This is a genomic window from Pseudoalteromonas sp. SR44-8 (assembly GCF_014163635.1).
GTDB lineage: Bacteria > Pseudomonadota > Gammaproteobacteria > Enterobacterales > Alteromonadaceae > Pseudoalteromonas > Pseudoalteromonas rhizosphaerae.
In genome coordinates this window covers 1-14455 of record NZ_JACJDS010000013.1, presented here as the reverse complement: position 1 = coordinate 14455, position 14455 = coordinate 1, and the positions used below count along the sequence as shown (strand labels likewise).

12 protein-coding genes are annotated in these 14455 nt (G+C 38.9%); 2 read left to right on the top strand and 10 right to left on the bottom strand.

Annotation, left to right across the window (positions count from 1 at the left end; all coding sequences use genetic code 11):
• Window positions 1-101: 101 nt before the first annotated feature.
• The 6 genes from H5183_RS08150 to glk form a co-directional block, all read right to left on the bottom strand.
• Window positions 102-1226 (bottom strand): sterol desaturase family protein, encoded by a 1125-nt coding sequence (locus H5183_RS08150; protein WP_182731408.1) that lies wholly within the window; start codon window positions 1224-1226, stop codon window positions 102-104.
• A 279-nt stretch (window positions 1227-1505) separates the two neighbouring features.
• Window positions 1506-2510, bottom strand: a complete 1005-nt coding sequence (gene gap / locus H5183_RS08145) for a type I glyceraldehyde-3-phosphate dehydrogenase (protein ID WP_145233472.1) — start codon at window positions 2508-2510, stop codon at window positions 1506-1508.
• A gap of 18 nt (window positions 2511-2528) precedes the next feature.
• Window positions 2529-3149: a bifunctional 4-hydroxy-2-oxoglutarate aldolase/2-dehydro-3-deoxy-phosphogluconate aldolase gene (gene eda, locus H5183_RS08140; RefSeq protein ID WP_145233470.1), complete on the bottom strand. Its 621-nt coding sequence runs from the start codon at window positions 3147-3149 to the stop codon at window positions 2529-2531.
• A 32-nt stretch (window positions 3150-3181) separates the two neighbouring features.
• The gene (edd, locus tag H5183_RS08135; RefSeq protein ID WP_145233468.1) at window positions 3182-5032 is read right to left on the bottom strand and encodes a phosphogluconate dehydratase; all 1851 of its coding nucleotides are present in this window, start codon (window positions 5030-5032) and stop codon (window positions 3182-3184) included.
• A gap of 478 nt (window positions 5033-5510) precedes the next feature.
• Window positions 5511-6524, bottom strand: a complete 1014-nt coding sequence (locus H5183_RS08130; protein ID WP_145233466.1) for a LacI family DNA-binding transcriptional regulator — start codon at window positions 6522-6524, stop codon at window positions 5511-5513.
• 35 nt (window positions 6525-6559) lie between these two features.
• Window positions 6560-7558 (bottom strand): glucokinase, encoded by a 999-nt coding sequence (gene glk, locus H5183_RS08125; RefSeq protein WP_145233464.1) that lies wholly within the window; start codon window positions 7556-7558, stop codon window positions 6560-6562.
• 351 nt (window positions 7559-7909) lie between these two features.
• Between glk and H5183_RS08120 the strand changes: the two genes are divergently transcribed.
• Window positions 7910-8926 (top strand): LacI family DNA-binding transcriptional regulator, encoded by a 1017-nt coding sequence (locus tag H5183_RS08120; RefSeq protein ID WP_149982408.1) that lies wholly within the window; start codon window positions 7910-7912, stop codon window positions 8924-8926.
• A gap of 224 nt (window positions 8927-9150) precedes the next feature.
• A complete protein-coding gene (locus tag H5183_RS08115; protein ID WP_182731407.1) occupies window positions 9151-9783 on the top strand; it encodes a trimeric intracellular cation channel family protein in 633 nt (210 codons plus the stop codon).
• 100 nt (window positions 9784-9883) lie between these two features.
• Here H5183_RS08115 and H5183_RS08110 read toward each other — a convergent pair whose 3' ends face one another.
• The 4 genes from H5183_RS08110 to H5183_RS08095 all read right to left on the bottom strand — a co-directional run bounded on the left by H5183_RS08110 (window position 9884) and on the right by H5183_RS08095 (window position 14045).
• The gene (locus tag H5183_RS08110; protein ID WP_182731406.1) at window positions 9884-10534 is read right to left on the bottom strand and encodes a membrane protein insertase YidC; all 651 of its coding nucleotides are present in this window, start codon (window positions 10532-10534) and stop codon (window positions 9884-9886) included.
• 585 nt (window positions 10535-11119) lie between these two features.
• Complete coding sequence (locus tag H5183_RS08105) at window positions 11120-11974, bottom strand: CPBP family intramembrane glutamic endopeptidase (RefSeq protein ID WP_182731405.1); 855 nt, start codon at window positions 11972-11974, stop codon at window positions 11120-11122.
• A gap of 339 nt (window positions 11975-12313) precedes the next feature.
• Window positions 12314-12634 (bottom strand): DUF2834 domain-containing protein, encoded by a 321-nt coding sequence (locus H5183_RS08100; RefSeq protein WP_182731404.1) that lies wholly within the window; start codon window positions 12632-12634, stop codon window positions 12314-12316.
• An 835-nt stretch (window positions 12635-13469) separates the two neighbouring features.
• Complete coding sequence (locus H5183_RS08095) at window positions 13470-14045, bottom strand: hypothetical protein (protein WP_182731403.1); 576 nt, start codon at window positions 14043-14045, stop codon at window positions 13470-13472.
• Window positions 14046-14455: the final 410 nt, after the last annotated feature.

The following is a 14455-nucleotide window of genomic DNA, read 5'->3' as shown; positions in this document are numbered from 1 at the left end:
TTTTAGCAATATATTTTTTAGTTATTATCTGTCCATACCAATACTCGATAAAATATGACTACTATCGAAAACACTAAATTGAAAGGATTCCCATATCGCGACTATTTTTGCTTTTTAAACGGAAACAGCTGCTGTTTTAACATCCCAGTTGGTACATAGTCCCCGACTACGCCATAAGCTTCTGGCCATTCTTGTTGGCCTTTTACGGCTGTGCCAAAAACATAATCTAACAATGAAAAGTGCGCAGCATAATTACGGTCAATGGCCGCTTTATCTGAAGAGTGATGCCAATGATGAAACTGTGGCGTAACCAATAAATATTTCAACCAACCAAATTTCACCCGTACATTGGCATGGTTAAATACCGCCTGAAAACCCACGATTATCACATATAAGCTGATCACTTGTTGCGAAAAACCCAGCACGAAAATAGGCGTAAGTACTAAACTGCGCGTCACTAAAATCTCTAAAATGTGCTGGCGAGAGCCTGCAAGCCAGTCCATTTCTTTTGCACTGTGATGAATACCATGAAAACGCCATAAATAAGGCACTTCATGATAAGCGCGGTGTACAAAGTACTGCATCAAATCAGCGACTAAAATAATTAACAGCACTTGCAATATAAAAGGTAATTGACTGATGTAGCCCTGCACAGTGCTTGACACTGCCCAACCAAAACCATAGTGCACAAAGTGATTAGTCACTAATAACACAAACCCAATAATCAAATGGTTAACAAAAAAGTGGTTTAGATCACCGCGCCATTCACTGCGTAATATCTTTTGTTCTTTGCGGTGCGGTAACAGCTTTTCAATGAGAATAAATATTAAGGTTGAACCCAATAAATCTAATATAAACCAGTCTAGGCCTATATAGGGTGTGTTATCAGCAAAATCATTCACCTCAACATTAGGGCCGCCAAACACAATGGCCAGCACAATAAAAAACCACGCAGTTGCACCTAAACGTTTATTTTTGTTACGTACAAAGTTAAGTAATCCCAAACTACCGGCCACGATAAGCGCACCAAACATCAGTTGACGTAAAAATTCTACACTGTAGCTCTTTCTCAGTTCCGGTGTGGTTAAATATTCTGGAAAATGAAAGGCGAGCACGCCTAAACAAGACAGCATCGCTAAAAAGCAGCCGATATAACCGCTAATATTACCTTCACCTATTTGTAGGTGGTTAGTACGGAACAGGTGAGTTTTTAGAGTATTTTTCATTAGTAATTCCTTTTATACCAATCGTGTTAAGTTACTGACCATTTATAGCGACAGATAAATACAGTGATAACAAGGCGTAAATTTTGACATGTAGTTGTTCTACATGAAAATCATAACGCAGTTAGCGCTTTATTTAGCTCGCTAGAATGGTTAAATATTTAAGTCGATTGCTATTAAAACAGCTCGCAGAATACCATATCTACAGCCCAGCGCTAGACACAAAAAAGCCGCGATAGTCGCGGCTTGGTTGGATAAAGCTAAATTTTTACGTGGTACTTATTACAAGTACTGACCTAACGCTTTAACTTGGTCTAACATGCGGTTTGAGAAACCCCATTCGTTATCATACCAAGCCATCACTTTAACTAGTTTGCCATCAGCTTTCGTTTGCGTAGAATCAAAGATTGACGACGCTGGGTTATGGTTAAAGTCAATAGAAACAAGCGGTAGCTCGTTGTATTGTAAAATATCTTTCATAGAACCAACAGATGCTGCTTTCATGATTTCATTGATTTCTGTAGCAGTTGTTTCACGCTTTGTAATAAACGTAAAATCAACCAATGATACGTTGATTGTAGGTACACGAACTGACATACCATCAAGTTTACCAGCAAGCTCAGGTAACACTAAACCAACCGCTTTAGCAGCACCAGTTTTAGTTGGGATCATTGACTGCGTTGCACTTCGCGCTCGATACAGATCAGGATGATAAACGTCTGACAAGTTTTGGTCATTAGTGTAAGCATGGATTGTCGTCATGCTACCTTGCTCAATACCGACTGTATCGTTAATTGCTTTGGCAATTGGTGCTAAACAGTTAGTTGTACATGAAGCATTAGAAATAATGTTGCTATCTGCAGTGATCACATCACTGTTTACACCGTGAACAACAGTTGCATCTAAATCAGTACCAGGGGCTGAAACGATTACTTTTTTCGCGCCCGCTGTAATATGTTTTGCAGCATCTTCACGCTTAGTGAAAAAACCCGTACATTCTAAAACGATATCAACGTTTAATGCTTTCCATGGTAGGTTAGCTGGATCGCGTTCTTGGGTAAGAGTAATAACGTCGTCGCCAATCAGCATGGTGTTATCAGCAAGCGTTACTTTATGAGAAAATTGCCCATGCACTGAATCATATTGTGTTAAATGTGCATTAACATTAGCCGGTGCTAAGTCGTTAATTGCGACAATTTTAATTTCATTATTTTGTGCAGACTCATAAAGCGCGCGTAAAACATTGCGACCGATACGGCCATAGCCATTAATTGCTACATTAATCATTTCAAAACTCCACTTAAATTATTTAACTTCACTTGCTTGGCGAGCAAGCGCTTCAATGGCTTGCCAGTCTTTATTTTCAATTAGTTGTTTATCTAGCATCCAGGTACCACCAACACAAATAACATTGCTAAGTGCTAAATAACTAGGTGCTGTTGCTAGGCTAATGCCACCGGTTGGACAAAATGTTACTTGTGGTAATGGCCCACCAATCGATTTAAGCATTGCTGTTCCACCTGCAGCTTCTGCTGGGAAGAACTTTAAAAACTTAAATCCGTGACTGGCTAATTTCATCACTTCACTTGGCGTTGCGGCGCCCGGTAGAAATGGAATATCAGTGCCTTTTGCCAGTGCTAAAAGTTCATCATTTACGCCTGGGCTCACCATAAAATCAGCACCTGCGGCAACTGATGCATCAAAGCTTGCTTTATCTACCACAGTCCCGGTGCCAACATAGGCTTCTGGTACTTCGGCTTTCATTAGCTTTACAGCTTCTGCAGCAATCGGTGTACGCAGTGTAATTTCAAGTGCTTTTAGACCGCCGTTATACAGCGCTCTTGCTAGTGGCGCTGCATCTTCTAAATTATCAATTACCACCACTGGCACTACCGGTGCCGATGATAATATTTTTTCTATGCTCATAGTGTGTTCCTCATACCCAGTTTGGCGAATTATTATTCTATTCCAAAGGCGCTAGCGCCCATGTCTGCGCTACTTACGATATTTCTAAATCCGGTGAACAACTCTCGGCCCGTACCAAACGTTAAGCTAGGTACGCTAAGTTGTAATTCACGTTGTGCTAATTCTTCATCACTTACATGTACTTTTAAGATACCTGCTGGTGCATCAAGAGTAATTAAATCACCTTCCTGAATCTTAGCAATAATGCCGCCTTCAACCGCCTCTGGTGCTAAGTGGATTGCCGCTGGCACTTTACCTGATGCGCCTGACATACGACCATCAGTTACGATCGCTACTTTGTAACCTTCATCTTGCAAGGTTGCCATTACTGGCGTGAGCTTATGCAGCTCTGGCATGCCTTTGGCTTTTGGACCTTGCTCTTTCAGTACAGCAATAAAGTCTTGGTTTAGCTCACCGCGTGTATAGGCTTCTTGTAATGCACTTTGTGAAGCAAAAACTTTTGCTGGTGCTGTAACAACTTGATGTTCAACTGCAACCGCAGACACTTTGATCACGGCTTTACCTAAGTTACCAGTTAGTAACTGTAAGCCACCTTGTTTACTGAATGGGTTGTCAATTGGACGAAGCACATCTTCGTCTAATGAATTCTCTGGACACGGTACCCATTTAACTTTGCTTGGGCCTGTTGCGCTCGTCATGATCAGGTTGCTGTCAGTATCTAAACGTGGTTCTTGGGTATACGCCTCGAGACCTTCGCCAACAATGGTTTTAACGTCATTGTGCAAGAACCCTGCACCAACGAGTTCTCTCATAAGGAAACCCATGCCGCCGGCTGCTTGGAAATGATTTACATCAGCAGAACCATTTGGATAAATACGTGTTAGCAGTGGCACCACTTCTGATAAATCCGACATATCTTTCCATGTCAGCTCAACGCCTGCCGCTTTGGCAATTGCCACTAAGTGAATTGCATGATTCGTAGAGCCACCGGTTGCTAACAAACCAACTAAACCATTAATAATGGTTTTTTCAGTTACAACATCCGCTAAGCAATTGGCATCTTTACTTTGAATCAATTGTTTAAGCATGGTTTCTACCGCATTACCGGTTAAACCATCACGCAACTCTGTATATGGATTGATGAACGAGCTACCAGGAAGGTGCAAGCCCATAATTTCCATCAACATTTGGTTACTGTTTGCAGTACCGTAAAACGTACAAGTACCCGCGCTGTGATAAGACGCACTCTCCGCTTCTAAAAGCTCATCACGGCTTACTAAGCCTTGAGCAAACTTTTGACGAATACGGGCTTTTTCTTTATTTGGAATGCCTGACTGCATCGGGCCTGCTGGCAAAAAGTACACCGGTAGATGACCAAATGATAAAGCACCAATTAATAGACCAGGGACAATTTTGTCACACACACCTAAGCAAAATACGCCATCAAACACATCGTGTGATAATGAAATAGCTGTCGACATCGCAATTACATCACGAGAAAAAAGCGATAACTCCATGCCATCACGGCCCTGAGTTACGCCATCACACATGGCTGGCACGCCGCCTGCAACTTGAGCTGTGGCATCGTACTTTGTAGCAATGTCTTTAATTAAATCTGGATAATCTTTGTATGGCACGTGCGCAGATAGCATATCGTTATATGAATTGATAATCGCTAAGTTTGGCTGCTCATCAGCTTTTAAACGTGCTTTATCGTCACTGCTACACGCAGCCATAACATGGGCGATATTGCCACAACCTAAACCAGAACGAACTCTTGTTTGTTTTTTTGCATGATTGATGCGTTCTAAATAGGCTTGGCGAGTAGCTTTACTGCGTTCAATGACGCGTTCGGTGACTTCTTGAATACGAGGATGTAACATAAAATTCGACTCATCTCTAAGGTTAGAGGATAAAGGCTCAGTGGCAAGTACATACTCCACGAATGAACTTGCACTGAGCATCTTTGATTTACCCGTTCAAAGGTATACGTTGCCAGGTTGTCTCTCACAATCAACCTGACACCGGTGTCACTGTATTAACGCATGACTGTGACACCGGTGTCAACCCTATCCTATAAATTTAGTTTAAATATTTTAAATGACCAAATAATGAACGAAAATAATTTTTCAATAAGAGGATCTAGCTTGGTCGTTAAATTGTGTTGCTGGAGAGCTTGAAAATGTGAGGATTTTTACTTTAATGCATTGATTATAATATGTTTTTATAAGCGAAATCATATCAATCATAAGTACCTATGAGCGGATAAAAAACCCATATAGCAACAACATGCAGACTGCTTTGTTAAGCAAAAAAATGCCCGAGTAAGCGTCACTCAAACTCGGGCAACTGTGAAAAGCCTTATCTAACTTGTGCGGTAGACTCGCGTGTGATTAATCGCGCTTCAAGCGTAACCTGATACGGTTGCTCTTGCGGATCACCAATATGCTCAATCAGTTTAGTAACCGCTTGTTTGGTCATTTCTTCAACCGGTTGCGCTATAGTAGTAAGACCAGGCCAAATATGACGAGCAATTGGCGCATTATCAAAACCCGCGATAGAAATATCATCGGGTACTTTAAATTGACGTTGTGTTGCCAATTTTAATACCGCCGCAGCCATGTAATCATTTGATGCAAATACGGCGGTTGGACGTGGGGTTAAATCTAAAATGCTGCGCGCACTATCGACCCCAGAATGATAACTAAAGTTACCCTCTTCAACCAAACGTTCATTAAATTCAATGCCGTGCGTACTAAGCGCTCTGCGATAACCTTTGAAACGCTGCTCAGTGGCACTGTGATCTGGGTGGCCTTTAATAAACGCGATCGCTTTATGGCCAAGCTTAATTAAGTGCTCAGTGATCTCAAATGCGCCCTGCTCATCATTACTGCGTACTGAAATTGAATCGTCTTCAAGCACTGCTGATGCAACTCGTGCATACGGAATTTTTTTACTTTTGAGAAAATCGACTAATACCTTAAAATCTGAAAATGGCGGCGTCAATACCAAGCCATCAAGACGAGAAGATTGTAGTAAATGCTCAATATTACTGATCAACGCATCACCACGTAAATCACATGGGTGGATCAACAAGTTATAGTTGTTTTCTTGACACGCAGCAAGCGCACCAGTTTGCACCCGAGTGATATAACTTTTACTCGGGTTATCGTAAATGCAACCAATAATAAAACTACGATTTTGCGCCAAACCTCTGGCGATCGGGTTAGGAGTGTAATCTAGCTCTTTAAAAACCTTAAGAACTTTTTCACGGGTTGCATCACTAACATTAGGTTCATTATTTAAAACCCGAGACACGGTTTTTTTAGAGACCCCGGCATAACTTGCAACACTATTTATTGTAACTTTCTTCATCCAACCTTCCCAATAACACCCCTATGAGCGATGTATTATGACTGCTCATTGACGTGCAAACATGCAGCAGCACCAATAAGTGGAATATTATCTTGTGTGACTAACGTCACTGGTATTTGGCTCACATACTGCGACATGATCCCTTTAGCACCAAAACGCTCAACAAAACGACTAGCAAGTAAACGAGCTTGCATACGCGGTAAAATACCGCCACCAATATACACACCACCTAACGCACCAAATGCCAGTGCTAAATCGCCTGCGACACTGCCAATCCAATCACAAAATTGATTTAACGTAGCATCGCAAATGGCACATTCACCACTATTTGCTAATTCGCTAATTTGTGCAGCGGTTAAATTCTTAGCATCGACACCTTTTACAGCCGCCATGGCTTGATACAAATGAGCAATACCCGGCCCTGAAAATACTGTTTCGACCGATACATGTGGCAATAGCTTACGTAACTCGATGATCAGCTGAGTATCTAATTCACTCACTGACGCCAATGTTATATGCCCACCTTCACAACTCAAAACAGCACGTGATTGGCTAGTACGCACTAAACACGCCGCACCAAAACCAGTGCCCGGACCCATGACTGCAATATTTGCATCAGTATCGGCTTGTCCTGCTTTAACTGCAATGTTTTGTTGTGGATCTAAATAAGGTGCTGCATAGGCAAACGCAGCAAAATCGTTGATCACTTCCAGTTGAGCTAAATTAAACTCAGCTTTTACTTGTTCGACACTAAAGTGCCAACCTAAATTAGTTAAATGTACTTGGCCTGCTTTTATCGGTCCAGCCACGGCTAAACACGCGCGTCGAGGTTGAATATGACTAACTTGAGATAAATAATGCGTTATTGCCGCTTCCAATGAACCAAAATTGGCACTGGGAAAAATGATATTATGCTCAATAACGAATTGTTTTTCTTGTAGGTTAAAAGCAGTAATTAAAGCAAAACGGGCATTAGTGCCGCCGATGTCGGCCACTAAGATAGGATCGAATTCTGAATTTGGCTTGGAGTTCATCGTGTTTTCTCTTTTGTCTAAGCGGTTTATATACTTAGCTATAACCGTGCTTATTATTGTAATTTCAATGGTCTTGCTATCGCTATGAGATAAACTTTGAGCTATCACCTCAAAGTAGTTACTCTAGTATAAAAAAATGCTGCCCAACTAAATGGGCAGCCAATACGTTTTGACAACAAAATGATAAAACACCCGCATTATGACACCGGTGTCAGGGTTGGATCAATAAAAATTTTAAATTACTGATAAATTACTGATAAATTACTGATAAATAGCTTGTAAAAATCAGCAAATAAACGAGAATAACACGAGTTATTTGCACTTTAGTTACTTGAAATAGTTAGGTTGTGTATGAAAGGTAAAGCTACATCGTTTGACATTGCACACTACGCAGGGGTATCACAATCCACTGTCTCGCGCGCCTTGCGCAACAGTCCATTGGTTAATGAAGAAACCCGCAAACGTGTTTTTGAGGTAGCCAAACAGCTTAACTATAAAGTCGACAAAAATGCGAGTAACCTTCGAACTCAACAAAGTAGTACATTGGCTTTGTTACTGTTTGAAGATCCCACAGCAGATGAATCACAAATCAATCCGTTCTTTTTAGCGATGCTCGGCAGCATAACGCGTGCTTGCGCAAAAGAAGGGTATGACTTATTGGTATCGTTTCAATCTGCAAGCTCAGATTGGCAAGCGGACTACGAAGACAGTCACCGTGCTGATGGTATTATTTTATTAGGTTATGGCGATTACATTGATTTTCAGCCTAAGTTTAATACCTTGCTTGAACAAAACACCAAATTTGTTTGTTGGGGAGCAACGGTAGATAATCGTGCCGATTTAACAATTAGCTGTGATAACTATGGCGGCGGCCAACTTGCTGCTGAGCATTTATTGGCGCATAACCGAACTGATTGCGCATTTATTGGTGATGCATCTGATCATAGCCCTGAATTTTTTGCCCGTTTTAATGGCTTTAAAGACAAGTTAAAACAACATGCTATTACCTTAAGCGAGCGAAAAATAGCGAATGCGATTTCGACCGAAGAGTCTGGTTATCATGCCACACGTTCGCTTATTGCCAACAATATTACCTTTAATGCCCTTTTCGCTGCTAGCGATCTGATTGCTATAGGTGCAATACGCGCTTTAAAAGAAGCCAATATTAACGTGCCGAAAGATGTAGCCGTGATAGGTTTTGATAATATTTCGATTGCCAGCTATGTAAACCCGCCACTCACAACCATAGAGCAAAACACCACAATAGCAGGACAAATGCTAGTTGAAAACTTACTAAAACTAATTCGTGGTGAACAAGTACAAAGCACCCTACTAACACCGCGACTAATTGCACGAGGTTCCAGCTAACTACATATATTTTATTACATTATTTACGGTCTTTTGTCCTTATTTTTTTATAATTACACGCTAGGTCAACGTACTATTAACAGCCAATTCACACATTGATTTCACATTAGTTTTTTTTATCTGAAACTGAGCGTTTTTAGTGTAATTTCTCACTCGTCTTTTTATTAGTTTCTCTCTACAATCGCACTTTTATTTTTGCTCTTAAAAATTCAAGTGAATATCTTATGCTATTAACTATTGTTTATATTATTGGTATTACAGCCGAAGCCATGACCGGTGCGCTGAGTGCTGGGCGCAGAAACATGGATTGGTTTGGGGTTATGTTAGTAGCCAGTGCCACAGCAATTGGTGGTGGCAGCGTACGCGATATTTTACTTGGCAATTACCCTTTAACTTGGGTAAAACATCCAGAATATTTATTGATCACCTGCGTTGCCGGTATTATTACAACTTGGCTTGCAAAATGGGTGGTTAAATTTAAAGGCATTTTTATGCGTTTAGATGCCCTTGGGCTTGCCGCCTTTAGTATTATTGGCTGCCAAGTAGGGCTTAATATGGGTTTGCACTATGGTATTTGCGTAGTCGCTGCTATTGTTACCGGCGTATTTGGTGGATTATTACGTGATTTAATTTGTCGCCAAGCGCCGCTAGTATTACATCATGAGCTTTACGCCAGCGTAGCGCTGATTGTAGCTTGTTTATATCTAGCACTACACCACTACAACATTGATGACAACATCAGCGTTATTACAAGCCTATTTGTAGGGTATTTAATACGCATGGCATCGGTACGCTTCAAATGGCGCTTACCGACGTTTAGTTTATTAGAACCAGCTAATTTGAAAAATGAACAGTAAAGGCAGTCGTTTATTAACCCCTGCTCATAAGCTTTTCAATAGTCCAATTACTTTTTAGGCTATTGAAACAGCCAAAAAATATTATTTTCATACGTTAAAACTAAATAGTTTTACCGGCTGTTTTATTTTGAAAGTAATTATTGAGTAATAAAGATTGCAATAAACTTGTACCACTTGATGTTGCCCAATATAAACCAATAGCAGAGGGGAAGTTTATTAAGGTAATAACACAAATCACAGCTGGAATAATAAATAATAAGGTACTGGTTTGCTCAGCAGTACCAGGCATCATCGCCATAGAAAAATAAGTGATCACACCCACCAACAATGAAAGTGCAATATCGGGTTTTGCTATGCTCGCAATCCACGCAAACTTACTATTAAACACGATTTGTTGAAGAGCTTGAAACGTACCAAAGCCAAATAAACCTTGACCTGCCATATTTAACACACTCTTTTTATCAATAAATTTAATGTTGTGCTTTTTATAGAGCGCCATTGTCGATTTAGCTATTGCACTGGGTTGATCTTTATATTTGTTTTTTATTTCATCAAGCTCAGGCTTTAATACAGCTATCGCCTTTTTGTTACTAACGGTTTTGGCCATCGCTAACAAATTAATCGGCATTAAAACTAAGCGACCAATTAGTGTAAATAAAATAATAGCTAAAGCTTGGCTTAGCCCGACTTCTTGAGTAAAAAAGGCGATAGACTGCACGATAAAGCTCGTAAAAAAATTCCAAAGTTCCATTTACACTTCCCTTTCAGTTTGATGTATTAAAAGTAAACATCTCGACATATTATGTCAAGATGTTTATTAATGTTCATTATCGCGCTGATGGATCTTTTTTAATGATATTTACCAAATAAGGCTATTTTTTATCATGATAAAGACATTTAAACGTTTCTTACTTATGAGCTATATCGAGTTTCTAAAGCTGAGCAAAAAACCTCAAGTAAGCGAAGATTCGGAGCTAGTTTAACTCTCGATCACTTCTTGATGACTAATATTCGCACAAGAAATTCAACTGAATTATTCACTGCAGAGAAAATTAACTAATTTTATATTAAGATCGTTTTCTACCTCAACCCAGTACTTAACGTTCTATATTTCACACAGCCTTTGAAACTAATTTCTCCTTAAAAAATCATCAGCATGTTGTGAATCTGCTTTAAGTAGATGACATTTCCTTTAGTAAGACCAGAGGCGGATAAGCAGTAGTCGTAGTAATAAATAGCAATGTTGTCTGTGATGCTCAGAACAACATTTTTTAGTTATTTCACATCAAATCATGAACTTAAATGACACCATCAGTACTTGATAGCATATAGTTATTTAATAAGAGGGTGTTGCAAGCATAGGGTAAGTAAATAAGAAAAAGTGAAACACATTAACGAACCAATGGCATAAAATAGCCCACTCTAAACGCTGAGTTTTATAAAAAATGTATCCATAGCCAAAACCTGCAACAGCTGCCACTAGCATGTAACTAGCTCCAGCTGAAAAGTGTGCGAGTGAAAATAAACCAGTAGTGATCACAGGCGCTAGTAATGCAAACCGAGCAGAGATTATCACTTTCGAAAGCTTAGTTTGTATTATCCCTCTAAATAACGCCTCTTCTGCAACGCAGGTAAAAAATAGATTAATTGCTATAAATAAAAACCAAAATTCGGGTACTTTAGGCGCAAACTCCATAAGACCCAATATTAAAGCAGTGATGAGTGCAGCTAAAATAGTGATAGCAATAATCAAAAGTGGATACCCTACACTTATTGGTTTTAGCGTTTTATTTTTTGTAAAAAAATAAGCGCTCAGCATCAAACCCGCTAATGCTTTATCGAAATTAGCATACAGGGTAAATGTAATCGCATTGCTAGTAAGCTGTTCATTAACAACAATAGGCTGGTTATTAAAACCGGGGAACCAATGTAAGGCTAAACCCAGTGAGGCTATTACAAACAAAGGCGTTAAGATACTGCGTATTAACGCAGAGGTTGCAGATACCGAAAAGTGCAATAAGCCTAAACAAAACACAATAACAACAACTGCGTATAAGTTTATATATTCCTGATGATAGGCAGTTATAACACTTAGCAGCAGCAAGTATTGCCAAATTGGTTGGCGCAAAATTACTATCTTACAAAATGGAAAAACGCATAAAATAGATAGCGCTAGGAAACAAAAAGCCATGAATGTGTAATCTTATGTTTTAGATTTTAAAAAGGCTTTTTACTTTAATTAACGCCTTTTTCAGATCCGACCAGTTGTATGACATTTATAAAAGTAAAAAAGCTCTATCTGCTTTTTACATTTAATATCAATGATACAAAGCACTATAAATGGCATTAGTATCGAAATAAATAACACCATTGAAGTACCCATAGCGCTAAAAATAGGGCTACCACCAGTAACTACGTCCCATTGCTTACATCTGGAAAATGATGGCGATTTTAAATTCAGTGCTAGTAAGTAGTAAAATACGGAAAGCGCCAGATACTTGAAGATAGTATTGACGCCATAACTTATTTATTAGGGCTGTGATTCAAGGGACTGCTTTTCTTTAAGGTAAAGATAAAGTGGAAGCCCAAACGACACACCCACAAACAACGTACCCAGCACAGCAAAATATCGATATGTCACTTTATTTCTGCGACCATCGACAATGATAAAACCCAACAAAACAACGGCAGACACTGCAACATCAAGCCAAGCAAATACGCTGATAGAATTTGTCGCCGCATCATTAAACAAGAGACCAAGATCTAAGCCATTTGTAACTACCCAAGGAACAAAGGCGCCATAGGGTAATAAAATGCCTAATAAAGTAAGTACCAGATAAAACCTAACCATTTCACCATCCTTGCAACTATTTTTAGTAAGCCATAATCAATCTGTAGAATAACTCGTATTTAATTTATTTTTATTGATAGTTTAACCATAGGCGAGTTCCTATTTTGATTCAATCGGTTACTTCGATTTACGTAAAATATAAAAGGTTGTCATTGCCTCATTGACAGTCTATTTTGACCATGATTTTATCTAACAAGTTAACCGTAGGTTTAGAATAATATTTATTACGGAAGATGAACCATCCACTGCACTTTCTGTTAATTAAAAGCGCATCATAGATGTTGTTGGGCTAGGGATTAGAAAGCTCAGGCTAACCGATTATCTGCTCTTTTCTGGAGCGGAGGTAAAGACTATATTTATCACTACTTTTTTGTCTGCTTTACTTATATTTGAAATATCAAACGGTTCCTATACTTAAATAGCTTTTAACGCTTCTTTTTCTAGCTCTTTTTAGCCTGTAGAACACAACTTAGAAAAATTTAGATAACCATTATCTTCAAGGTTTATATGTACCTGCACTTTTTGACCAAAACAAGTTTCGCAAACAAATAAATGTGATTCAATTATACTCTTATTCTTACTAGCCCACTTTGGAACATCAGATTTCTCGTTAAAATCCACAACCTTTCTAGTTGAGAACTTCCTTCAGGTAGTTAATGCTTCATGGTTGAAGCACAGCCTATCATGAGCAAAACAAGATATAGTTTGATTAGATGTTTCATAATTCGCTAGAGCATATATCAAGCCAATTACTTGATTTAAATTTGACCGTCACGGTATGAAGACGGCCAAAAAAACTCTAATGTCTAATGACAGTAGTTAAGATCAATATATGCTATATTTTTGTGACTAGCTCTGTTTTTACAGGAGCAATTAACTCTTTAAATTTAGGGTGTGTAATTAAATCGCGAATCAAAAGCTGAACAGCAGGTGAAAATTCTTGAGCAACTTGTTGACAGGCTTTATCTGCGACCCAATTGGTTGAAAACTCATGTCTGGTCGATATTTTCACAGCGTTATCATTGCTTGATGATGCCGTAAGTTCAAACATCCATTTCCCATTGCCTATATTGGAGTTGAAGTCTATTTCAGTAAAATGTCCATTTAAAATAATCTCCGATTGCTCTTCGTATACACCTGCAACTTTCAACTCTGAAACAAATGCACTGTGAATGTAACTTTCAAAAGACTCTTTATTAGGAGTCTCAACTGAGCCAGCTCCTCTACATGATATGCCACTTTGTCCTGGCTTTACTGATGTAAATGGCTTAACAGCAACTTGTACACCCTTATAATTTTTAAGTGTCTCTATATTTTCAAACGATGCGCCATATTTTGAGGCATGGAAAGAACAACCTGAAATATATATAGCAGTAATCCCTATAATCATTATTTTTATTGTTTTATGCATTCTACCTTCCCTTTTTGTATTTAAAAAATTCAGTTTACGACCAAATTAAATAAAAAATATAACGAGCCTATAGAATTACTCGTTTTAAATTTATTTTTATTGATGTACCGACCATAGCTGAGTTCCTATTTTGATTCAATCAGTTACTGCTATTTCACGTAAAATAAAGAGGACTTAGCTATGTTTTAATTGTTTTTTGCAAGGTGTTAGAGTGACGTCTTTGAGTGGATAAGCACTTCCCTTTCTTAATGTATCGTGTTTTGCAGTGTTTCTAGAAAATAGAATAAATAAAAAGGACATACACAAGAATAAAAAAGTAGAATAAAAAGGACAGACACATATTTTGTGTCAGAAAATTTAGCACCTCTTCCGTTGTGGGTAACCGTATCATTATTTTTTTGCACACTGTT